Raw genomic sequence first — 21,155 nt, 5'->3', positions numbered from 1 at the left:
GCTAGTTGGCGAACACCGCGACACCGTCCTCCGTCGCGTGCCTCGGCTCCAGCACCTCGGCGATGAGGGTCCCCCCGCTCGAACGTAGTTGAGAGTGGGGGAGCGTGAGCGCGTTCCGTCGTACGACGACCACCAGCGCGCCCAGCGCCGCGGTGACGGCGGCGACCACGAACGGGACGTGGATGTCGGTCCAGCCCTCGATCTTCGGCGCGAAGAACGGCGCGGCGGCCGCGGCGAACCAGCGGACGAAGTTGTAGCCGGCGCTCGCCACCGGGCGCGGCGCGTCCGAGACGCCGAGGGCCAGCTCGGTGTAGACGGTGTTGTTCACGCCGATGAAGGCGCCGGACAGGATCGTGCAGACGACGGCGGTGGTGTGGCTGCCGTAGCCGAGGACGAGCACGTCGACGGCGAGCAGCACCAGTGAACCGCCGAGCACCTTCAGGGAGCCGAACCGGGACTGCAGGCGCGGGGCGACGAACACGGAGAAGACGGCGAGCAGCACACCCCAGGCGAAGAACACGGCCCCCGACTTGTAGGGGGTCATGTTCAGCACGAACGGGGTGAAGGCCAGCACGGTGAAGAACGTGTAGTTGTAGAAGAAGGACGAGACGGCCGCGGAGGCCAGACCGCCGTGGCCGAGCGCCCTGAGCGGGTCCAGCAGCGAGGTCTTCCGTGCGGGCTTGGGCTGTTCCTTCAGGAACGCCGTGATGCACAGGAAGCCGATCGCCATCAGGAACGCGGTGCCGAAGAAGGGGTAGCGCCAGCTCTGGTTGCCCAGCAGGGCGCCGACCAGCGGGCCGCAGGCCATGCCGAGGCCGAGGGCGGACTCGTAGAGCAGGATCGCGGCGGCGCTGCCGCCGGCCGCCGCGCCGACGATCACCGCGAGGGCCGTCGAGACGAAGAGCGCGTTGCCGAGGCCCCAGCCGGCCCGGAAGCCGACGAGTTCGCCGACCGAGCCCGAGGTGCCGGCGAGGCCGGCGAAGACCACGACGAGGGCGAGGCCGAGCAGCAGGGTCCTCTTGCCGCCGATCCGGCTGGAGACGAAGCCGGTCACCAGCATCGCGACGGCGGTGATCAGGAAGTACGAGGTGAAGAGCAGGGAGACCTGGCCGGCGGTGGCGTCCAGGCCCTTGGCTATCGACGGCAGGATCGGGTCGACGAGCCCGATGCCCATGAAGGCGACGACCGAGGCGCCGGCGGTGGCCCATACGGCCTTCGGCTGGCGCAGCAGGCTGCCTGTGCCGGCTCCGCTGTCGAAGGGGTCGTCCGTCCCGTCCATGCTTCCTCCCAAGTAGTTGGTGTATGCACATAGTAAGTTAGGCAAGGTAATAAATGCAAGATGCATCTAGTTTCGCTCGGTGAGTGGTCCCGTCCGGACGGGTGATCGTCCTTGACGTGTGGGTGCGAGGGTAGGACCGTGGGGCCCTATGAGGGGCGAACCCAGTTGCCCGAAGTGTGGTGGCCGGGTCAGGGCTCCCGGACTCTTCGCCGATTCCTGGCAGTGCGATGTCCATGGCACGGTGCATCCGGTGCAGCCCGTGATCCCGCCCAGCGTCGAGGCCCTCAGTGTCGTCGTGCATCGCACGCAGGTGCCCGTGTGGATGCCGTGGCCCCTGCCGGTCGGCTGGCTGTTCACGGGCGTGGCGTGCGCGGGGGACGACCGGAGCGGGGGTCGTGCGACGGCTGTCGCGTGCTCCGGGCCCGGGCCGCTCGGTGGGATGGGTGAGCTGATCCTCGTCGCGGAGGAGCTGGGGGTCGGGCTCGGGGCGCGGTATGCCGGGATCGACGGGCCCGATCCGGGGCCTTACATGAGCGTCGAGAAGCCGCCGCAGGCGAAGCTGCTGGCGGCCGGGCGGCCCACGCCCTTGTGGCATGTGGCTACGGCGCCGGATGATCGGGCCGTTTTCGCCGGTGAGGCGTTGGGGTTGTGGCTGTGGGCCGTTGTCTGGCCCGAGCAGTCGGGGTTGTTGATGTACGACGAGCTGGTGCTCACGGATTTGCGGGATGCGGGGGCGGAAGTGGACCTGGTGCCCTGTGGCGCGTTGTCGCCGCGCTTGCTGGAGCCGTAGGCGCCCAAGGGGGTATCTCGGTCGGTTGTGGGGCGGGTGCGGGTGCGTGGGGGCTTGTCGCGCAGTTCCCCGCGCCCCTTGGGGGTCGCGGCTCGGCGTGTTCGAAGGGGCCCTTGGGATGCCGTTACCCTTGAGTGGTCCCTTGTTGAACCGTCGCCGTCTGGAGCTTGCGCGTGCGTATTGATCTGCACACCCACTCCACGGCCTCCGACGGTACGGACTCGCCCGCCGAACTGGTGCGGAATGCCGCCGCTGCCGGGCTGGACGTCGTCGGGCTGACCGATCACGACACCAGCCGTGGGTACGGCGAGGCGATCGACGCCCTGCCTGCCGGGATCACGCTGGTCACCGGGGCCGAGATGTCCTGTCGGATCGACGGGATCTCGATGCACATGCTGGCCTATCTCTTCGATCCCGAGGAGCCGGCGCTGCTCGCCGAGCGGGAGCTGGTGCGGGACGACCGGGTGCCGCGGGCCCGGGCCATGGTGGAGCGGCTCCAGGGGCTGGGTGTGCCGGTGACCTGGGAACAGGTCGCGCGGATCGCCGGTGACGGGTCGGTCGGGCGGCCGCACGTCGCCACCGCGCTGGTCGAGCTGGGTGTCGTACCGACCGTGAACGACGCCTTCACCGCGGACTGGCTGGGCGACGGCGGCCGGGCCCATGTGGCGAAGCACGAGACCGATCCGTTCGAGGCGATCCGGCTGGTCAAGGGCGCGGGCGGGGTCACCGTCTTCGCGCACCCGGGGGCCAGCAAGCGGGGACGCACAGTGCCCGAGTCCGCCATCGCCGAGATGGCCGCGGCCGGGCTCGACGGCATCGAGGTCGACCACATGGACCACGACGCCGAGACACGGGTGCGGCTGCGCGGGCTGGCGAAGGAGCTCGGGCTGCTCGTCACCGGGTCCAGCGACTACCACGGGAGCCGCAAGTCCGTGCAGCTCGGTGAGTACACGACCGATCCCGAGGTCTACGGCGAGATCACGCGGCGCGCGACCGGTGCGTTCCCGGTGCCGGGGGCCGGCGGAGTCTGACCCCGCCCGCGTCCTCCCCGCTCACCTCTTCTCAGCAAGGCTTGTGGCTCACCCATGTTCGACGTCGCCGTCTTCGGCTCTCTCTTCCTGACCCTTTTTGTCATCATGGATCCCCCGGGGATCACCCCGATCTTTCTCGCGCTGACCGCCGGACGGCCTGCCAAGGTGCAGAAGCGGATGGCGTTCCAGGCCGTCTGCGTGGCCGGCGGGGTCATCACCGTCTTCGGGCTGCTCGGGCACCAGATCCTCGACTACCTGCATGTCTCCGTGCCCGCGCTGATGATCGCGGGCGGGCTGCTGCTCCTGCTGATCGCGCTCGACCTGCTCACCGGCAAGACCGACGAGCCGAAACAGACCAAGGACGTCAACGTCGCCCTCGTACCGCTGGGCATGCCGCTGCTCGCCGGGCCCGGTGCGATCGTGTCCGTCATCCTCGCCGTGCAGAAGGCCGACAGTGTGGCCACGCAGGTGTCGGTGTGGGCGGCGATCCTCGCCATCCATGCCGTGCTGTGGGTGGTGATGCGGTACTCGCTGCTGATCATCCGGGTCATCAAGGACGGCGGGGTAGTCCTCGTCACGCGGCTCGCGGGGATGATGCTGTCGGCCATCGCCGTGCAGCAGATCATCAACGGGATCACCCAGGTGATCCGCGCGAGCTGAGGCCGGTGAACGCAGAACCCCCGTACGGCGTCGGTGCCGTACGGGGGTTCTGAAGTCTGGTCGCGTTCCGTCTTCGGTGCGGGGCAAATGTCGTAGGTGTTACGAGGCCTTGGTCTCGGCGGGGCGGATCCACAGTCGCTGTCCTATGGCGGCGGCCTGTTGCACGATCCGATTGACGGAGGCGGCGTCCACGACGGTGCTGTCCACGGTGGTGCCGTCGACCTCGTCAAGACGCATGATTTCGAAGCGCATTGGCTTCTCCCTTCGTCTGGTCATCCTCCTGAGGAGAACTACTTGGGTACTGATGTAGTCAACGGGATGCGTGTTACAAACATTCCCTACGCTAAGGAAATTTTTCGAACGCCTAATTACTGACCGGTAAGAGATCGGCACGAGACTGACCGGGACCGGTTGTGTTCGCAGCGTGACCGCCGGGACAATGGAGGCGATGAACGACGACCTCGCGGCCCTCAGTGCCCGCATCGACCGCACGAACGAACTGCTGCAGCGCATGCTCGCCGAAGTGGCGAAGACGCCCTCGACGCATGCGATCTTCGTCGACGCCGGGTATTTGTATGCAGCCGCGGGCCGGCTCGTCTCCGGGACCGAGGACCGGCGCACCTTCGACCTCGACACCGAGGGCCTCATCGAGGCGCTCATCGACAAGGCCCGCACGATCTTCGCGGACAGCCGACTGCTGCGCGTCTACTGGTACGACGGCGCCCGGCGCCGCATCCACACCGCCGAGCAGCAGGCCATCGCCGAACTCCCGGACGTGAAGGTGCGGTTGGGCAATCTCAACGCCAACAACCAGCAGAAGGGCGTCGATTCACTCATCCGCTCCGACCTGGAGTCCCTCGCCCGGCACCGCGCCATCAGCGACGCGGCCCTCATCGGCGGCGACGAGGACCTGGTGTCGGCGGTCGAGGCGGCCCAAGGGTACGGCGCCCGCGTCCACTTGTGGGGCATCGAGGCCCCCGAGGGCCGCAACCAGGCCGAGCCGCTCCTCTGGGAGGTCGACAGCCAGCGCACCTTCGACCTCGACTTCTTCAAGCCCTACGTCTCCCGGCGCACGGCCGCCGTCTACGAGGCCGCCGCCACCCGGCCCACCCGCGACGACGTCCGCTTCGTGGGCGCGCAGATCGCCGCGAAGTGGCTCGCCGCGCGGGGACGGGAGGCGCTGGTGGAACTGCTGCCCGGGCATCCGTACCTGCCCGGTTCGGTCGACCAGGATCTGCTGGTGGAGGCGGAGGGGCTGCTGCAGTACTCCCTGCGCGGGCAGTCCGACCTGCGGCGGTCGCTGCGGGACGGGTTCTGGGAGCACCTGCAGACGCAGTACTGATCGCCTACCGGACGGGCGTGTCCCAGAAGTCGGCGATGGCCCGGGCCGTCGCGGCCGGCTGGTCCGTGTTCGGCGAGTGCTCGGCCCGCGCGATGACCGTCCGCCGCGCCTTCAGCCGTACGGCCATGTCGTCGAGGAGCGGCACCGGCCAGGTGTCGTCGCGTGAACCCGACAGGACGTGCACCGGCAGCGGGACGGCGGCCAGCTCGGCGACCCGGTCCGGCTCGACACACAACTGGCGTCCCGTGGCGAGGAGCTGGGCCGGCTTGGTGCCCAGCCAACGGCGGCGCAGATCGTCCCGGTCGTCCAGTCCCTCGTCCAGCGCGCCACCGGTCTCGGTCTCCTCGGGCGCCTCCATCGACTGGATCGCGTCCCACACCTCCGCCATCGACATCACGGCCAGCGCGTCCCGCAACAGCTTCACCCGATCCTGCTGGGACGCCGAGATCTGCGCGGGCCCCGACGCCATGAGCGTCAGCGACACGAACGGCGCGTGGTCCAGGAGCACGGCGGCCCGCGCGACCTGTCCGCCGAGAGAGTGCCCGAGCAGATGCACCGGCGCGCCGACCGCCTCGGCCAGCGCGAGCACGTCCCGCGCCAACTCGTCCTGGGCGTAGGCGGATTCGTCGTCCCGGGGCCCGTCCGTCTCGTACTGCCCCCGTCCGTCCACGGCGACCGTCCGATACCCGCGCGCACCGAGCGCCACATGCAAGGGGTTGAAGTCCTCCTTGCTCCCGGTGAATCCCGGCAGCAACAGGGCGACCCCCCTCGGCTCGACACCGCCGGCCACGGGCGCATCCACGACGGCGAACTCACCGCGACCGGTCCGCAGCGGGTACGCGCGAGCACCGGGGGGCGGGACGAAGGAGGGGGGCCTACTCATGGGCCGAGGTTATCCGGCCGAGCTGAGCGGGATGGGGACGGGAGGGTGTAACCGGGGTTAACGGGGGAGCGGGAGCGGCGAGCGGAGGGGGAACGCCGACGGCCCGGCCCACGTGGAGTGGGCCGGGCCGTTCGGTGTTGTGTCACTCGGGGGCCGGTCAGCTCTCGCCGGTCTCCGTCGCCGTCGACGCTGTCGCCGCGGCCTTGCGGGGACGGCGCACCCTAGGCTTCGCCTCGGCTGCCTCGGGCTCCGTCGCGACCGGGGCCTCGGCGGTCTTGCGCGTCGTACGGCGACGGGGCTTGGCCTCGGACTCCTCGGCGAGCTGGGCCGGGATGTCGGCGACGGCCTTGCTGGTCGCGGCGCGGCGGCGCGGCTTGGCGTCCGTGCCCTCGGCCGTGTCGACGGCGACGACCTCGGCCGGAGCCGCGGTCTTCCGGGTCCGCGTGGTGCGCGGCTTGGTCTCGACGACCTCGGGCGCCTCGGTGGCGACCGCGGCGGCAGCCGTCTTGCGCGTCCGGCGCGGCTTGACCTCGGCGGCCTCCGATGCTTCGGCTGCTACCGGAGCGACGGCCGTCTTGCGGGTCCGACGGGGCTTCGCCTCGACGGCCTCGACCGTGTCCAGGACGGCTTCGGCGGCGACCGCGGCCTTCCGCGTCCGGCGCGGCTTGACCTCGGCCGTGACCGCTACGGCTTCCGGCGCCTCGGCGGCCACCGGAGCGGCGGCGACCTTGCGGGTACGGCGCGGCTTGGTCTCGACGGCCTCCGCCGTGTCCAGGACGGCTTCGGCGGCCTCGGTGGCGACCGCGGCCTTCCGGGTCCGACGAGGCTTGGCCTCCGCCGTGACCGTCGGCTCCGTCGCGACCGGGGCCTCGGCGGTCTTGCGCGTCGTACGGCGACGGGGCTTGGCCTCGGACTCCTCGGCGAGCTGGGCCGGGATGTCGGCGACGGCCTTGCTGGTCGCGGCGCGGCGGCGCGGCTTGGCGTCCGTGCCCTCGGCCGTGTCGACGGCGACGCCCTCGGCCGGAGCCGCGGTCTTCCGGGTCCGGGTGCGACGCGGCTTGGTCTCGACGGCCTCGGCCGTGTCGACGGCGGCCACAGCGGCAGTCTCCGTAGTGGCCACCGCGACGGCCTCGACCGGCTCCGTGGCCGCTACGGCCTTACGGGTCCGGCGGCGCGGCTTAGTCTCCTCGGCCACCGGGGCCTCGGCCACCGGCGTCTCGGCGGCCACGGTCTCGGCCGTCGCGACAGCCGACTCCGAGGACTCCGCGGACTTGCGGGTACGGCGGCGGCGCGCCGGCGCGGGGGCGTCCAGGGCGGGGCCCTCGGCCGTCGCCACGGCGCTCTCCGCCGCCTCGGGTGCGGCGGCGGAGGTGACTGCCGTGGCCGGCAGCTGCTCTCCCGTCGCTCCGTTGCGAGTGCGGCGACGGCGGCGCGGAGTACGGGTCGCCGTCTCCTCGGAGGCGGCCAGTGCGGTCTCCTCCGGCGTGGACGTCACGGCCGTAGCGGCCGAAGTCCCTTCCATCGGGGCGCCGTTGCGCGTACGACGGCGGCGGCGCGGGGTGCGCGCCGGACGCTCGGCGTCGACGGGACCGGAAGCGGCACCGGTGCGGGACTCGTTCCGGTTGTCCCGGCCGCCGTCACGTCCGCCTCGGCCGCTGTCACGACCGCCTCTGCCGCCGTCACGACCGCCACGGCCACGCGGACCGCCACGACCGCCGGTCTCGCCGAGGTCCTCGACCTCCTCCGCGGCCAGCCCGGCGCGGGTGCGCTCCGAGCGGGGCAGGACACCCTTGGTGCCCGCGGGGATGTTCAGTTCCTCGAAGAAGTGCGGGGAGGTGGAGTACGTCTCCGGCGGGTCGTTGAACTTGAGGTCCAGCGCCTTGTTGATGAGCTGCCAGCGCGGGATGTCGTCCCAGTCGACGAGGGTGACCGCGATGCCCTTGGCGCCCGCGCGGCCCGTACGGCCGATGCGGTGCAGGTAGGTCTTCTCGTCCTCGGGGGACTGGTAGTTGATGACGTGCGTGACGCCCTCGACGTCGATGCCGCGGGCGGCGACGTCGGTGCAGACGAGCACGTCGACCTTGCCGTTGCGGAACGCGCGCAGCGCCTGCTCGCGGGCGCCCTGGCCGAGGTCGCCGTGGACCGCGCCGGAGGCGAAGCCGCGCTGCTGGAGCTGGTCGGCGAGGTCGGCCGCGGTGCGCTTGGTGCGGCAGAAGACCATGACCAGGCCACGGCCCTCGGCCTGCAGGATGCGGGCGACGAGCTCGGGCTTGTCCATGTTGTGCGCGCGGTAGACGAACTGCGCGGTGTTCGCGACCGTCTTGCCCTCGTCGTCCGGCGAGGTGGCGCGGATGTGCGTGGGCTGCGTCATGTAGCGGCGGGCGAGACCGATGACCGCGCCCGGCATGGTTGCCGAGAACAGCATCGTCTGGCGGCGGGCCGGCAGGAAGTTGATGATCTTCTCGACGTCGGGCAGGAAGCCCAGGTCGAGCATCTCGTCGGCCTCGTCGAGGACGAGGGACCGGATGTGCTTGAGGTCGAGCTTCTTCTGGCCCGCGAGGTCCAGCAGTCGCCCCGGGGTGCCGACGACGACGTCGACGCCCTTGCGGAGCGCCTCGACCTGCGGCTCGTAGGCCCGGCCGCCGTAGATGGCGAGGACGCGCACGTTGCGCACCTTGCCCGCGGTCAGCAGGTCGTTCGTGACCTGGGTGCACAGCTCGCGGGTGGGGACGACGACGAGCGCCTGCGGGGCGTCGGTCAGCTGCTCGGGCTTGGCGCGGCCGGCCTCGACGTCGGCGGGGACGGTGACGCGCTCCAGGAGCGGGAGGCCGAAGCCCAGCGTCTTGCCGGTGCCGGTCTTGGCCTGGCCGATGACGTCCGTGCCGGAAAGGGCGACGGGAAGCGTCATCTCCTGGATCGGGAAGGGGGAGACGATACCGACGGCCTCAAGGGCCTCAGCGGTCTCGGGAAGAATTCCGAGCTCTCGGAAAGTAGTCAGGGTGCTGCCTCTTCTGTGTGCGCGGTGCGAGGCGAGCGCGGGGGTCGTGTCAGGACCGTGCCGGGGACGTCGGCTGCCTTACGGACAACCCGTGAGGGCAAACCGTGAGGCACGGGACCACTGCCGACGCTCTAGCGCTCGAACCGCTGAGGGTCCCCCTCCGAACTTCGTACGCAACGTGCCGTACGGGCGAGGAGGGCTGTCGGGTCGGAGCCGATCGGGCCACCGACCGGGCATCCTCATTCGTGCGGCCCGGCGAATACTCGGCGGGCGCATTACCACCATACCCTGGAATCACGCATATGCGTTGGCCGATTTGGTCACGTAGTCGTCGTCACACTGATTGACCAGGGCCTTCCGCTGTGCGGTGAGCGGGCTATTGTGCGCTTCATGACGACCGCTGACAATGCCTCCGACGCACCCGCCGAACCCACCGGAGTCGCCGCCCAGGACTGGGCCACGGCCGCCGCCGACCCGCAGTACCGCAACGCGGTCGTGGACCTGCTCGGCGCGCTCGCGTACGGCGAGCTGGCGGCGTTCGAGCGGCTCGCGGAGGACGCCAAGCTGGCGCCGACGCTCGCGGACAAGGCGGAACTCGCGAAGATGGCGTCGGCCGAGTTCCACCACTTCGAACAGCTCAGGGACCGACTGACGGAGATCGGGGCCGAGCCGACCGAGGCGATGCAGCCGTTCGTCGCCGCGCTCGACGGCTTCCACAAGCAGACGGCTCCCTCGGACTGGCTGGAAGGGCTCGTCAAGGCCTACGTCGGAGACTCGATCGCCAGCGACTTCTACCGCGAGGTCGCGGCCCGCCTCGACAAGGACTCCCGCTCGCTGGTGGTCGGCGTTCTCGACGACACCGGGCACGCCAGTTTCGCCGTGGAGAAGGTGCGCGCGGCGATCGACGCGGACCCGCGCGTGGGAGGCCGACTCGCCCTGTGGGCACGGCGGTTGATGGGTGAGGCGCTGTCGCAGTCCCAGCGGGTGGTCGCCGACCGGGACGCGCTGTCGACGATGCTCGTGGGCGGGGTGGCGGACGGCTTCGACCTCGCGGAGGTGGGCCGGATGTTCTCCCGGATCACCGAGGCGCACACCAAGCGGATGGCGGCCCTGGGGCTCGCCGCCTAGTCACGCCGGCGCGGATCGCCCCCGGAGTCGTCTTGACGGTCGGACGAGCAGGGAGAGCGAGGCGGCCGAGACGACCGCCGCGCCGAGCAGGCTGGGCAGGCCACTGCCGGGGCCCAGCGCGCTGTGCGTGACGAAGTCGCCGAAAAGGGCTCCGGCGACACCGGTGGAGAAGACCAGGGTGCGGGCCGGAAGACGGTCCGCGAGCCGGTGGGTGGCCGCCCATGCGAGCAGCAGACCCAGCACGGCGGAGCCGAGCGCTTCCAGGATCATCACGGGGTCCCTCCCACGGTCGGCCTGCGTACTGCTGTCGTAGCCGGTCATACCCGTGACCTGCGGAATGCAATCCTCCCCTGTGGGCGACTTGTGCTCCATCTGTGATGGAAACGCGAGGGGGCCCGGTGGCCGTTCCGGTCACCGGGCCCCCTCGTCTGTCCGTGGCTACAGCGCTCCGAAGCCCACCTTGCGCGGGGCCGCCTCACCGAGCTCGACATAGGCGAGCCGGTCGGCGGGGACGAGGACCTTGCGGCCGTGCTCGTCCACGAGGCTCAGCAGCGGAGCCTTCCCGGTCAGTGCCTCGGCCACGGCCTGCTCGACCTCCTCGGCGCTCTGACCGGTCTCCAGAACGATCTCGCGAGGCGTGTGCAGCACGCCGATCTTGACCTCCACGCTATGTCCCTCCGACGGTCAGCAAAGTGCGCGATCTTCCGCGCCGTACGCAGCACACACTAGCCCGGTGAGAGGACGTAGATGTTCCGCGCCGGGAACGCCAGGAGCGAACACCGGACGGGAACAAAAGGGGAGCCCGCGGGTCAGTGGTGCTGTTCGCTCCCGTGCAGCGGGAAACCGGCGATGCCGCGCCAGGCCAGCGAGGCCAGCAGCTGGACCGCCTGGTCGCGCGGGACACTGCGGTCGCTGTGCAGCCAGGAGCGGGCGACGACCTGCGCGAGGCCGCCCAGACCGGAGGCCAGGAGCATCGACTCGGCCCGCGAGAGGCCGGTGTCCTCGGCGATGACGTCGCAGATCGCCACGGCGCATTCGTTCGTCACCTTGTCGACGCGCTCGCGCACGGCGGGCTCGTTCGTCAGGTCCGACTCGAAGACCAGCCGGAAGGCGCCGCCGTCGTCCTCGACGTAGGCGAAGTACGCGTCCATCGTGGCCCGGACGCGCTGCTTGTTGTCGGACGTCGACGCAAGCGCGGTCTGTACCGCCTGGATCAGTGACTCGCAGTGCTGGTCGAGGAGGGCCAGGTAGAGGTCGAGCTTGCCGGGGAAGTGCTGGTAGAGCACCGGCTTGCTGACGCCGGCGCGCTCGGCGATGTCGTCCATCGCGGCCGCGTGGTACCCCTGCGCGACGAAGACCTCCTGGGCGGCGCCCAGGAGCTGGTTCCGTCGGGCACGGCGCGGCAGGCGGGTGCCCCGCGGGCGTGCCGCCTCTGTCTGCTCGATGGCTGTCACGCCGCCTCCCAATGTCGTCCTCATGCGGTGAGCGCCGCGCCGCCATCGTACTTTTCGGTAACCGTGGTGTGCGCGCTGCGAGCGCAGAATTTCACGGACCGGACAGCGACGGAAGTCGCGCAAAGTGTTTCGAAAGGGGATGGAGCGGGCACAGGGGCGCGGTCCGCTGCGCGCTCCCGGGGGAGGCGGGGGCGGTGGTGACCGCGGGGCGGTCAGCGATAGTCGTCCTCGTCGATGGAGACGACCTGGGCCTGTTCGATGACGTCGGCCTCGTTCGCGGAGTCCGGGTCCACCTCGGTCAGCGGATCCTCGCGGCCCGCCGTCACCTCGGCCAACTGCTCGGCGGCGTCGTCCTCCGGAGCCTCGACGTCGAGTTCGGTGGCGCCGTTCTCGTCCTCGAAGGTCTCGGGATCGGTGGGATCGACGGTCATGAGGGGCTCCCTTCCTAGTACGTCCCTGGCGAAGCAGGGGGCCACATGCGGGTGCCCTGTGTACGAGCCTAGGAGACACCCGACCCGGACGCCATGCGATGAGAGGGGAAATCGCCAGGTTGCCCGCCCCGCTGCCGGTCCCCTGCCGGTCCCCTGCCGGTCCCCTGCCGGTTCGCCGTCGTCCGCTCCCGGCCCGTTCGTTGTCTGTGACGGCGAACACATGAACCACGGCGTGATCGTCTCGTAACATTGCCGCATGTCTTCGACAGAGCTGCCCTCCGTGTCGGTCGCCTCCGTGCTCCCCAAAGTGGCGCCCGTCAGAGTCGGCGACGGCGAGCGGCTCAGGTCGGTCCGGCTGCCGGGGATCACCCTCACGGTGCGGTCGAGGCCACCGGAGCGCGAAGGACTCCCGCCCGCGCTGTGCGTCCATGGGCTCGGCGGTTCCTCGCAGAACTGGTCGCTGCTCATGGCCGAGCTCGACGGCGTGGTCGACAGTGAGGCCCTCGACCTGCCGGGCTTCGGCGACTCCCCGCCGCCGGACGACGGCGACTACTCCGTCACGGGGCACGCGCGCGCGGTCATCCGCTACCTCGACGCGGCCGGACGCGGCCCGGTGCACCTCGTCGGCAACTCCCTGGGCGGCGCGATCACGACCCGGGTGGCCGCGGTACGCCCGGACCTCGTCCGCACGCTCACCCTGGTCTCCCCGGCTCTCCCGGAACTCCGCGTCCAGCGCACGGCGGTCCCGACGGCGCTGCTCGGCGTACCCGGCGTGGCCTCGCTGTTCACCCGCGTCAGCAGGGAATGGACGGCCGAACAGCGCGTCCGCGGCGTCATGGCCCTCTGCTACGGCGATCCCGGCCAGGTGACGCCGGAGGAGTTCCGCCACGCCGTCGAGGAACTGGAGCGGCGGCTCCAACTGCCGTACTTCTGGGACGTGATGGCCCGTTCCTCCCGGGGCGTCGTGAACGCGTACACCCTGGGCGGCCAGCACGGCCTCTGGCGCCAGGCCGAACGCGTCCTCGCCCCGACCCTCCTCGTCTACGGCCGCCGCGACCAACTGGTCGGCTACCGCATGGCCCAGCGGGCCGCCCGCGCCTTCCGCGACTCCCGACTGCTGTCCCTGCCGGACGCCGGGCATGTCGCGATGATGGAGTACCCGGGGATCGTGGCCTCGGCGTTTAATGAACTGCTCGCGGACGCGGGGGAGTTGGGGACGGAGATTAGTGCCGGAGCCCGTTCTGGTACCGGTGAGGGCGTGGGTGCGGTGACGGAGCGCCGGACGGTCGACGCGGAAGCGGTGGGCCGCGGTGGCCGAGGGGGACGGAGTGGTGCGCGGGGGGTCCGTGACGCCGGTTCGGTGAGTACGGTGAGCGAGGGCGGCGGTGCTGCCACGGGTGACGGCAAGGGCGACGATACGAACGCGGGGAGTTGAGGAGGCGACGTGGGACGCCATAGTCGCCGTAAATCCACTACCAAGGGTGACTCCGCGGACGGAGGCATAGGCACGGGTGCCGGTGCTGACGCCAACGCCGGTACTGGCAAGGGTAGTTGGGCCGCTCAAGGGCGTCAGCGGGCTCAGGGGCCTCAGCCGGGCGAGGCGGGCAGGTCGAGCCGGGTGGGTCAGCCGGGCAGGCCAGGCCAGCCGGGTCAAGTGAACCGAGCGGGTCAAGCGGGACAGGGGGCTCAGCCGGGGGCGAGCCGGCCGGGTGCGCCGCGTTCCGGGGGCGGGAACCCGGGCCCTGGGGGGCCGCGTTACGTCGACGGGACCCCGGCGCACGGCTTCCCGAGGCTTCCTGACGGAACTCCTGCGCATGGCTTTCCGAGGCTTCCTGACGGCACTCCGGCGCGGGGTGTTCCGCGCCAGGCGGACGGGACTCCCGCGCACGGCAGTCCCCGCTTTCCCGACGGGACTCCGGCACATGGCATGCCGCGCTTTCCTGACGGCACTCCCGCGCACGGCACCCCCCGCTTTCCGGATGGCACTCCCGCGCGCGGTGTTCCCCGGCTGCCGGACGGCACTCCCGCGCGCGGTGTTCCGCAGGCTCGGGCCGGGCACCCCGAGCAGACTGAATCCGGCGGCGGTTGGGGCGAGTTGAGGGGGCGGGGCGGTCGGGCCGGGGTGCCTCAAGCCCCGGTCGTAGGCGGACCCGTACCTCCCGGGGCGGGCCCGGTGCTTCCCATTCCCCGCCAGCGGCAGGCGCCTGCGCCTCAGCCCGGGGCCGGGCGAGGTGGGCGGCGCGGTCGTGGTCCCCGGCAGGACTACGTCGACGCCTTCGACGGAGACGGTGACGGCGACGGCGACGTCTTCGCGCCCCGGGCCGGTGTCGCCGCGCACCGCTCCGACCCGTACGCCTCCGTCACCGACTGGCCGTTTGAGAGCGACTCCGGCACCGACGCCGAAAACGGCACCGAGGGCGACGTCGACAGTGCGGGCGCGCCGCCCGGCGACCGTGGCCGGCCCGGCGCCGGAACCGGTCCCGCCAAGGGGGGCAAGGGGCTTGCCTACACCGGCATCGCCGCCGCGGCCGTCACCACCGTGCTGGCCGTCGTCGTCGCCGGGCAGGTCGCCGGGGGCAATGACAACGGTGGCGTGCGGTCGCAGGCGGCCACCGACCAGGCCCGGGACGTACGGGGTGCTGGTACAGCCTCGGCGCAGCCCGGCGCGTCCGCCTCGCCGCAGCTGGCGACCCTGACGTATGCCCAGAAGATGGACAAGAAGTATCCGCTCAGCGCCACGCTCAAGGGCCCGGACAAGTTCGACGCGGTGCCCGGCGTCGCCAAGGCGCCCGGCAAGGGGCGCAAGTACACCTACCGCGTGGACGTGGAGCAGGGGCTCGGGCTTGACGGCACGCTCTTCGCGGAGGCCGTGCAGAAGACGCTCAACGACAAGCGGAGCTGGGCCCACAACGGGGCCCGTACCTTCGAGCGCATCTACTCCGGCAAACCGGACTTCGTGATCACTCTCGCGAGCCCTGGTACCACCGCCAAGTGGTGCGCCAAGTCCGGCCTCGACACCACCGAGGACAATGTGTCGTGCGACTCGGCGGCCACCGAACGTGTGTTGATCAATGCGTATCGATGGGCGCAGGGGTCGTCAACATATGGGGACGAGATGTACGCGTATCGACAGATGTTGATCAACCACGAGGTCGGTCATCGTCTCGGCTACGGGCATGTGACCTGCGACAAGGACGGCGAGTTGGCCCCGGTCATGCAGCAGCAGACCAAGTTCCTCGACCATGACGGGATCCACTGTCTGGCGAACCCCTGGCCGTACCCGGGCAGTTGACGGGCGACGCTTATGTCACATTGACACGAGCCGCAGCATCCTTCATATTTTTGGGCATGTGGTCTAGTCATGTCGCGAATCGCGCCGCCATCGAGCTGGCGCTCATCGGCGTGACCCCGCTCTGCGTGGCCGACATTCTCTGTCGCTGAACACCGCCCCTGGCGTTCGTGTCGCGACCCGCACCATCACGCCCTTGCCCGTGTGACTTCGGCAGGGCACTTCCGACGACCTGACGCCGGGGCGGACGGCTGTTCATTGCCGTCTCACGCCTCGTCCATCCGTCTCGCTATTCGGGAAAACCCATGAGAATTCCCGAGTATCCCCCCGAGAGGTCGTCATTCCGATGCGTCAACCGTCCGTCATAGCCCGGCGCGTGGCCGTGGCATCCGTCAGCCTGGCCGTGGCGGCGGGCGCCGCCGCCTGCGGGCCCAAGGACAACGATGCCAAGGGCTCCGGTGGCGGCTCCACGCCGCACAAGGGCGGCACGCTCACGGTGCTGAACTCGCAGCCGCAGGAGGACTTCGACCCCGCGCGCCTGTACACCTCCGGCGGCGGCAACGTCCCCTCCCTCGTCTTCCGCACGCTCACCACCCGCAACCGTGAGAACGGCGCGGCCGGCGCCAAGGTCGTCCCGGACCTCGCCACCGACACCGGGCGGCCCAACAAGGACGCGACCGTCTGGACGTACACCCTGAAGAAGGGCCTCAAGTACGAGGACGGCACCGCGATCACCTCGGCCGACATCAAGTACGGCATCGAGCGCTCCTTCGCCCCCGAACTCTCCGGCGGCGCACCCTACTTGCGGGACTGGCTGGTCGGCGCGGCCGACTACCAGGGGCCGTACAAGGACAAGAAGGGGCTCTCCGCGATCGAGACGCCCGACAGCCGGACCATCGTCTTCCACCTGAACAAGCCCGAGGGCGAGTTCCCCTACCTCGCCACGCAGACGCAGTTCACGCCCGTCCCGCAGGGGAAGGACACGGGCACGAAGTACGAGCAGCACCCGATCTCGTCGGGGCCGTACAAGGTCGTCAGCAACCAGAACGACGGTGAGACGCTCGTCCTGGAGCGCAACAAGTACTGGTCCACGGCCACGGATTCCGAGCGCAAGGCCTATCCGGACAAGATCGACGTGAAGTCGGGGCTCGACTCGTCCGTGATCAACCAGCGATTGTCAGCGTCCCAGGGTGCGGACGCCGCCGCTGTCACGACCGACACCAACCTCGGTCCGGCCGAGCTCGCCAAGGTGACCGGTGACAAGGAGCTCGCGGCGCGCGTCGGGACCGGGCACTTCGGTTACACGAACTACATCGCCTTCAACCCCACGGTCGCGCCGTTCAACAACGTCAAGGTGCGCCAGGCGATCTCGTACTCCATCGACCGGTCGTCGGTGGTGAACGCGGCGGGCGGTTCGTCGCTGGCGGAGGCCGCGACCACCTTCCTGCCGAACCAGAAGTCCTTCGGGTACGACCCCTACGACCTCTTCCCGGCGGGCGCGTCCGGCAACGCGGCGAAGGCCAAGGAGCTGCTGAAGGAGGCCGGTTACCCGAAGGGACTCACCGTCACCCTGACGCACTCCAACGACAAGGACTTCGAGACCAGCCCGGAGATCGCGACCGCGATCCAGGACGCGCTCAAGAAGGCCGGCATCACCGTCAAGCTGCAGGGCCTGGAGATCAACGACTACAAGGACAAGATCCACAGCGTCAAGACCGAGCCGGGCTTCTTCCTCGCCCACTGGGGTGCCGACTGGCCCTCCGGCGGTCCCTTCCTCGCCCCGATCTTCGACGGCCGCCAGATCGTCAAGGACGGCGCGAACTTCAACACCGGCCTGCTCAACGACAAGTCGGTCAATGCCGAGATTGACGCGATCAACAAGTTGACGAATCTTGACGAGGCCGCCAAGAGGTGGGGTGCACTGGACAAGAAGATCGGCGAGCAGGCCCTGACCGTGCCGCTGTTCCACCCCGTCTACAAGCGGCTGGTCGGCAAGGACATCAAGAACGTCGTGATCAGCGACTGGACCGGCGTCCTGGACATCTCCCAGGTCGCGGTCAAGTAACCCCATGAGCGAGGCACTTGTCGTCTCCCAGGCCGCCGGGACGGACGTCACCGTCCCGGCGGCCTCGGGGGCCCGTCAGTTCTGGCGGCGGCTGCGCGCGCAGCGCGCCGCCCTCGTCGCGGCGGCCGTCGTCGCCCTGCTCGTCCTGGTCGCGCTCGCCGCGCCGCTGCTCACCGCGATCGAGGGCCAGGACCCCTTCACCTACCACCCGTCGCTCATCGACTCCGCGCGCGGAGGTGTGCCGACCGGCTCCTTCGGGGGCATCACCGGCGACCACTGGCTCGGCGTCGAACCGCAGACCGGCCGCGACCTGTTCGCGCGTCTCGTCTACGGCGCCCGGGTCTCGCTCGGTGTCGCACTGGGAGCGACCGTCGTACAGGTCCTCATCGGTGTCGTGGTCGGTGTCGCCGCCGCGCTCGGCAGTCGATGGGTTGATCAACTGTTGAGCCGGTTCACCGAGATCATCATTGCGATGCCGTTGATGATCATGTCGTTGGCGCTGCTGGCGATCGTGCCCAGCAGCTTCCCGCGGCCCCTGCTGGTCGCCCTCGTCATCGGCCTGATCGCCTGGGGCAACACAGCGAAGATCGTGCGCGCCCAGACACTCACCCTGAAGGAACTCGACTACGTCTCCGCCGCCCGGCTCAGCGGCTGGGGCACCTGGCGCATCGCCCGCCGCGAACTGCTTCCGGGACTCGCCGCGCCGGTCATCACGTACGCGGCGCTCCTCGTCCCGATGAACATCACCGTCGAGGCCGCGCTGTCCTTCCTCGGCGTCGGCGTGAAGCCCCCGACGCCCTCCTGGGGACAGATGCTCACCGCCGCCGACGTCTGGTACCAGGCGGCCCCGCAGTACCTGCTGCTGCCCGCCGGTGCGCTGTTCGTCACCGTGCTGTCCCTGACGGTCCTGGGCGACGGCATCCGTACGGCCCTGGATCCGCGCGCGGCCTCCCGCCTGCGCATCGGCACCGGCCGCAAGCGCGAGGCCAAGGCGGACGCGGGCACCAAGGGCGCGAGCGGCAAGGGCGACGCCGGCACCAAGGGTGCGACTACGAAGAGCACGGATTCCAAGGAGGCCACGTCATGAGCGGCTTCGGAGGATTCGTCCTGCGCCGCGGTATCGGCACCGTGATCACCCTGCTCGCCATCTCGGTGATCGTCTACGTGGTCTTCTTCGTCACCCCCGGGAACGTCGCCCAGATCACCTGCGGCCCGCGCTGCTCCCCGGAACAAGTGCACCAGGTCGCCCAGCAGTTGAGGCTCGACGACCCGCTCTACCTCCGCTACTGGCACTTCCTCCAGGGCATCCTGGTCGGCCAGGACTACTCCACGGGCACCTCCGTGGAGCACTGCTCGGCGCCCTGCCTCGGCCTGTCGTACCAGGGCGACCAGCAGGTCACCCAGCTGATCCTGACCAAGCTGCCGGTCAGCCTGTCCCTCGTGTTCGGCGCGATGGTGCTGTGGCTGATCCTCGGCGTCGGCACCGGCGTCCTGTCCGCGTGGCGGCGCGGCCGGTTCACCGAGCGCCTGCTGACCGGCATCACCCTCGCGGGCGTCGCCACCCCGGTCTTCGTGATCGGCCTGGTGTTGATGATCGTCGTCTGCGGCCAGCTCCAACTGCTGCCCTTCCCGCAGTACGTCGCCCTTACCGACGACCCCGAACAGTGGGCCTGGAACCTGCTGCTGCCCTGGCTCTCCCTGGCCCTCATCGAGGCAGCCACGTTCGCCCGGCTCACCCGGGCGTCGATGCTGGAGACCCTCGCCGAGGACCACATCCGCACCTTCCGCGCGTACGGCGTCGGAGAACGGTCCATCATCGGGCGGCACGCGCTGCGCGGGGCGTTCGCGCCGATCATCGCGCTCAACGCCAACAACGTCGGCTCGGCGGTCGGCGGCGCGGTGCTCACCGAAACCCTCTTCGGACTGCCCGGCATCGGACAGGAACTCGTCCACGCCGTCAATGTCGTCGACCTCCCTGTGGTCGTCGGCATGGTCCTGGTCATCGGCTTCTTCGTGGTCATCGCCAACGCCGTCGCGGACGTGCTGTACGCGGTGGCCGACCGACGGGTGGTGCTCGCATGAGTTCGGTGGATGGCTCGATGGACGGTTCGGAGGACGTCTTGGCGGACGTCGTGGCGGACGTCCTGGTGGAAGTCACCGACCTGACGGTCGGGTTCGGCTCGCTGCGCGCGGTCGACGGCCTCTCCTTCCGGCTGGAGAGGGGCGCCGCGCTCGGCCTGGTCGGCGAGTCCGGCTCGGGCAAGTCCACGGTGGCCTCGGCCCTGTTGGGGCTGCACCGCGGCACGGGAGCCGATGTCGGCGGCTCCGTGCGCGTGGCCGGCATCGACGTACAGGAGGCGTCCGACGCGGACCTGGGGCGGCTGCGCGGCGGCAAGGCCGCGATGGTCTTCCAGGACCCGCTGTCGTCCCTGGACCCGTACTACGCGATCGGCGACCAGATAGCCGAGGTCTATCGCGTGCACGCGCGTGTGTCGCGTCGGGCCGCACGCGCGCGTGCCGTCGACGTACTTGACCGGGTGGGCATCCCGGACGCGGCACGACGCTCCTGTTCCCGCCCGCACGAGTTCAGCGGCGGCATGCGCCAACGTGCCCTGATCGCCATGGCGTTGGCCTGTGAGCCGGACCTGCTCATCGCCGACGAGCCCACGACCGCGCTCGACGTCACCGTCCAGGCCCAGATCCTCGACCTCCTGCACACGCTCCGCGAGGAGACCGGCCTGGGCCTGCTCCTGGTCACTCACGACGTGGGGGTCGCTGCCGAGAGCGTCGACGAGATCCTGGTCATGCGGCACGGACGGGCCGTCGAGCACGGAACGGTGGGCACCGTCCTCGGAGCACCGACCGAGCCGTACACCCGGGACCTGCTGGGTGCGGTCCCGCGGGTGGACGCGCGGCGCGTCCGCTCCGAGGGGTCCACCAGGGCGCTTCCCTCGGCCGCGTCCACGGCCTCGTCCGAGGCGTCCTCCGAGACGTCTTCGGCGGCCCCGGAAGTCGTCCTGGAGGCCACGGGCCTGCGGCGCGAATTCGGGCGCGGGAAGCGGGCGTTCGCGGCCGTGGACGACGTGTCGCTGACCGTCCACCGGGGCGAGACCCTCGGCATCGTGGGCGAGAGCGGCAGCGGCAAGACCACGCTGGGCCGCATGCTGGTGGGGCTGCTCAAGCCGACGGCCGGCGAGATCAAGCCCGGCGGAGGCGTACGCCCCGACGTCCAGATGGTCTTCCAGGATCCCGTCTCCTCCCTCAACCCCCGCCGCAGCGTGGGCGAGTCGATCGCCGACCCGCTCCGCGCGCGTGGCGAGCGTGACGAGGGGCGCATCCGGGGGCGCGTACGCGAACTCCTGGAGCGCGTGGGGCTCGAAGGGGCGCACTACGATCGCTACCCGCACGAGTTCAGCGGTGGCCAGCGCCAGCGCGTGGGCATCGCGCGGGCGCTCGCGGCCGACCCGCGGGTGATCGTGTGCGACGAGCCCGTCTCCGCGCTCGACGTCACCACTCAGGCCCAGGTCGTCGCCCTGCTCGGCGAACTCCAGCGCGAACTCGGTCTCGCCCTCGTGTTCGTGGCCCACGACCTCGCCGTGGTACGCCAGGTCAGCGACCGGGTCGCGGTGATGCGGCGCGGGAGGATCGTTGAACAAGGCCCCGCCGACGAGGTCTACGACTCCCCACAGGAGCCGTACACAAAGCAGCTGCTGGCTGCCGTACCGGCCCTCGATCCGGAGGTGGCGGCCCAGCGGAGGGCGGTCCGACGGGAGTTGGCGACGGCATGAGGATCGTAGAACGATCC

Annotated in this window: 20 protein-coding genes; 12 read left to right on the top strand and 8 right to left on the bottom strand. The window is 70.5% G+C overall.

The window, feature by feature from the left end; all coding sequences use genetic code 11:
* Nucleotide 1: 1 nt before the first annotated feature.
* Complete coding sequence (locus tag AB0I51_RS15555) at nt 2–1,279, bottom strand: MFS transporter (RefSeq protein WP_362975235.1); 1,278 nt, start codon at nt 1,277–1,279, stop codon at nt 2–4.
* A 148-nt stretch (nt 1,280–1,427) separates the two neighbouring features.
* Here AB0I51_RS15555 and AB0I51_RS15550 point away from each other — a divergent pair, with 148 nt between their 5' ends.
* From AB0I51_RS15550 to AB0I51_RS15540, 3 genes are all read left to right on the top strand, one after another.
* A complete protein-coding gene (locus AB0I51_RS15550) occupies nt 1,428–2,069 on the top strand; it encodes a DUF6758 family protein (RefSeq protein WP_026179063.1) in 642 nt (213 codons plus the stop codon).
* A gap of 173 nt (nt 2,070–2,242) precedes the next feature.
* Nucleotides 2,243–3,100, top strand: coding sequence for a PHP domain-containing protein (locus tag AB0I51_RS15545; RefSeq protein WP_362975233.1), 858 nt, complete (start codon nt 2,243–2,245; stop codon nt 3,098–3,100).
* A 54-nt stretch (nt 3,101–3,154) separates the two neighbouring features.
* Nucleotides 3,155–3,760 carry a MarC family protein gene (locus AB0I51_RS15540; RefSeq protein WP_200714438.1) on the top strand — a complete coding sequence of 202 codons (606 nt, stop codon included), beginning with the start codon at nt 3,155–3,157 and terminating at the stop codon, nt 3,758–3,760.
* A gap of 99 nt (nt 3,761–3,859) precedes the next feature.
* Here AB0I51_RS15540 and AB0I51_RS15535 read toward each other — a convergent pair whose 3' ends face one another.
* On the bottom strand, nt 3,860–4,012 hold the full coding sequence (locus AB0I51_RS15535) for a hypothetical protein (protein ID WP_019058373.1): 153 nt from the start codon (nt 4,010–4,012) through the stop codon (nt 3,860–3,862).
* A gap of 196 nt (nt 4,013–4,208) precedes the next feature.
* On the opposite strand from AB0I51_RS15535, the gene AB0I51_RS15530 reads away from it, so the two are divergent.
* Complete coding sequence (locus tag AB0I51_RS15530; RefSeq protein ID WP_093629010.1) at nt 4,209–5,102, top strand: NYN domain-containing protein; 894 nt, start codon at nt 4,209–4,211, stop codon at nt 5,100–5,102.
* A 4-nt stretch (nt 5,103–5,106) separates the two neighbouring features.
* Here the strand turns inward: AB0I51_RS15530 and AB0I51_RS15525 are convergent, their stop codons facing one another.
* Together AB0I51_RS15525 and AB0I51_RS15520 are read right to left on the bottom strand one after the other, a co-directional pair.
* Nucleotides 5,107–5,985: an alpha/beta hydrolase gene (locus AB0I51_RS15525; protein ID WP_362975230.1), complete on the bottom strand. Its 879-nt coding sequence runs from the start codon at nt 5,983–5,985 to the stop codon at nt 5,107–5,109.
* A 157-nt stretch (nt 5,986–6,142) separates the two neighbouring features.
* Nucleotides 6,143–8,893 carry a DEAD/DEAH box helicase gene (locus AB0I51_RS15520; RefSeq protein WP_362975228.1) on the bottom strand — a complete coding sequence of 917 codons (2,751 nt, stop codon included), beginning with the start codon at nt 8,891–8,893 and terminating at the stop codon, nt 6,143–6,145.
* 480 nt (nt 8,894–9,373) lie between these two features.
* Between AB0I51_RS15520 and AB0I51_RS15515 the strand changes: the two genes are divergently transcribed.
* Nucleotides 9,374–10,111: a ferritin-like fold-containing protein gene (locus AB0I51_RS15515; RefSeq protein WP_362975226.1), complete on the top strand. Its 738-nt coding sequence runs from the start codon at nt 9,374–9,376 to the stop codon at nt 10,109–10,111.
* Here AB0I51_RS15515 and AB0I51_RS15510 read toward each other — a convergent pair whose 3' ends face one another.
* From AB0I51_RS15510 to AB0I51_RS15495, 4 genes are all read right to left on the bottom strand, one after another.
* On the bottom strand, nt 10,112–10,381 hold the full coding sequence (locus AB0I51_RS15510; protein WP_362975609.1) for a hypothetical protein: 270 nt from the start codon (nt 10,379–10,381) through the stop codon (nt 10,112–10,114).
* Nucleotides 10,382–10,549: 168 nt separating this feature from the next.
* Nucleotides 10,550–10,777 carry a DUF3107 domain-containing protein gene (locus AB0I51_RS15505; RefSeq protein WP_019072095.1) on the bottom strand — a complete coding sequence of 76 codons (228 nt, stop codon included), beginning with the start codon at nt 10,775–10,777 and terminating at the stop codon, nt 10,550–10,552.
* Nucleotides 10,778–10,920: 143 nt separating this feature from the next.
* Complete coding sequence (locus AB0I51_RS15500; RefSeq protein WP_200714443.1) at nt 10,921–11,565, bottom strand: TetR/AcrR family transcriptional regulator; 645 nt, start codon at nt 11,563–11,565, stop codon at nt 10,921–10,923.
* Between the two features lie 212 nt (nt 11,566–11,777).
* Complete coding sequence (locus AB0I51_RS15495) at nt 11,778–11,996, bottom strand: hypothetical protein (RefSeq protein WP_362975223.1); 219 nt, start codon at nt 11,994–11,996, stop codon at nt 11,778–11,780.
* Between the two features lie 256 nt (nt 11,997–12,252).
* Here AB0I51_RS15495 and AB0I51_RS15490 point away from each other — a divergent pair, with 256 nt between their 5' ends.
* The 7 genes from AB0I51_RS15490 (at nt 12,253) to AB0I51_RS15460 (ending at nt 21,138) form a co-directional block, all read left to right on the top strand.
* Nucleotides 12,253–13,431 (top strand): alpha/beta hydrolase, encoded by a 1,179-nt coding sequence (locus AB0I51_RS15490; protein ID WP_362975221.1) that lies wholly within the window; start codon nt 12,253–12,255, stop codon nt 13,429–13,431.
* Between the two features lie 738 nt (nt 13,432–14,169).
* On the top strand, nt 14,170–15,288 hold the full coding sequence (locus AB0I51_RS15485; protein WP_362975219.1) for a DUF3152 domain-containing protein: 1,119 nt from the start codon (nt 14,170–14,172) through the stop codon (nt 15,286–15,288).
* Nucleotides 15,289–15,344: 56 nt separating this feature from the next.
* Entirely contained in the window at nt 15,345–15,437 is a 93-nt protein-coding gene (locus AB0I51_RS15480; RefSeq protein WP_317886218.1) for an Ms4533A family Cys-rich leader peptide, read from the top strand.
* A 194-nt stretch (nt 15,438–15,631) separates the two neighbouring features.
* Nucleotides 15,632–17,350, top strand: coding sequence for an ABC transporter substrate-binding protein (locus tag AB0I51_RS15475; RefSeq protein ID WP_362975217.1), 1,719 nt, complete (start codon nt 15,632–15,634; stop codon nt 17,348–17,350).
* Between the two features lie 4 nt (nt 17,351–17,354).
* A complete protein-coding gene (locus tag AB0I51_RS15470) occupies nt 17,355–18,437 on the top strand; it encodes an ABC transporter permease (RefSeq protein WP_362975215.1) in 1,083 nt (360 codons plus the stop codon).
* Nucleotides 18,434–19,432: an ABC transporter permease gene (locus AB0I51_RS15465; RefSeq protein WP_362975213.1), complete on the top strand. Its 999-nt coding sequence runs from the start codon at nt 18,434–18,436 to the stop codon at nt 19,430–19,432. The genes AB0I51_RS15470 and AB0I51_RS15465 overlap by 4 nt, the downstream gene beginning before the upstream one ends.
* Nucleotides 19,433–19,449: 17 nt before the next feature.
* Entirely contained in the window at nt 19,450–21,138 is a 1,689-nt protein-coding gene (locus AB0I51_RS15460; RefSeq protein ID WP_362975607.1) for an ABC transporter ATP-binding protein, read from the top strand.
* Nucleotides 21,139–21,155 lie beyond the last annotated feature (17 nt).

Origin of the sequence: Streptomyces sp. NPDC050549 (genome assembly GCF_040655035.1) — a bacterium.
Classification (GTDB): domain Bacteria; phylum Actinomycetota; class Actinomycetes; order Streptomycetales; family Streptomycetaceae; genus Streptomyces.
Note: the sequence above shows the minus strand (reverse complement) of the source record. Positions and strands in the feature narration are given on the sequence as shown.

What these genes read in the sequence shown, in the direction of transcription:
- AB0I51_RS15550 (WP_026179063.1), top strand. Translation starts at nt 1,428, where the DNA reads ATGAGGGGCGAACCCAGTTGCCCGAAGTGTGGTGGCCGGGTCAGGGCT.
- AB0I51_RS15535 (WP_019058373.1), bottom strand. Translation starts at nt 4,012, where the DNA reads ATGCGCTTCGAAATCATGCGTCTTGACGAGGTCGACGGCACCACCGTG.
- AB0I51_RS15555 (WP_362975235.1), bottom strand. Translation starts at nt 1,279, where the DNA reads ATGGACGGGACGGACGACCCCTTCGACAGCGGAGCCGGCACAGGCAGC.
- AB0I51_RS15490 (WP_362975221.1), top strand. Translation starts at nt 12,253, where the DNA reads ATGTCTTCGACAGAGCTGCCCTCCGTGTCGGTCGCCTCCGTGCTCCCC.
- AB0I51_RS15495 (WP_362975223.1), bottom strand. Translation starts at nt 11,996, where the DNA reads ATGACCGTCGATCCCACCGATCCCGAGACCTTCGAGGACGAGAACGGC.
- AB0I51_RS15540 (WP_200714438.1), top strand. Translation starts at nt 3,155, where the DNA reads ATGTTCGACGTCGCCGTCTTCGGCTCTCTCTTCCTGACCCTTTTTGTC.
- AB0I51_RS15460 (WP_362975607.1), top strand. Translation starts at nt 19,450, where the DNA reads ATGGACGGTTCGGAGGACGTCTTGGCGGACGTCGTGGCGGACGTCCTG.
- AB0I51_RS15520 (WP_362975228.1), bottom strand. Translation starts at nt 8,893, where the DNA reads ATGACGCTTCCCGTCGCCCTTTCCGGCACGGACGTCATCGGCCAGGCC.
- AB0I51_RS15530 (WP_093629010.1), top strand. Translation starts at nt 4,209, where the DNA reads ATGAACGACGACCTCGCGGCCCTCAGTGCCCGCATCGACCGCACGAAC.
- AB0I51_RS15515 (WP_362975226.1), top strand. Translation starts at nt 9,374, where the DNA reads ATGACGACCGCTGACAATGCCTCCGACGCACCCGCCGAACCCACCGGA.
- AB0I51_RS15475 (WP_362975217.1), top strand. Translation starts at nt 15,632, where the DNA reads ATGCGTCAACCGTCCGTCATAGCCCGGCGCGTGGCCGTGGCATCCGTC.
- AB0I51_RS15510 (WP_362975609.1), bottom strand. Translation starts at nt 10,381, where the DNA reads ATGATCCTGGAAGCGCTCGGCTCCGCCGTGCTGGGTCTGCTGCTCGCA.
- AB0I51_RS15525 (WP_362975230.1), bottom strand. Translation starts at nt 5,985, where the DNA reads ATGAGTAGGCCCCCCTCCTTCGTCCCGCCCCCCGGTGCTCGCGCGTAC.
- AB0I51_RS15470 (WP_362975215.1), top strand. Translation starts at nt 17,355, where the DNA reads ATGAGCGAGGCACTTGTCGTCTCCCAGGCCGCCGGGACGGACGTCACC.
- AB0I51_RS15465 (WP_362975213.1), top strand. Translation starts at nt 18,434, where the DNA reads ATGAGCGGCTTCGGAGGATTCGTCCTGCGCCGCGGTATCGGCACCGTG.
- AB0I51_RS15480 (WP_317886218.1), top strand. Translation starts at nt 15,345, where the DNA reads ATGTGGTCTAGTCATGTCGCGAATCGCGCCGCCATCGAGCTGGCGCTC.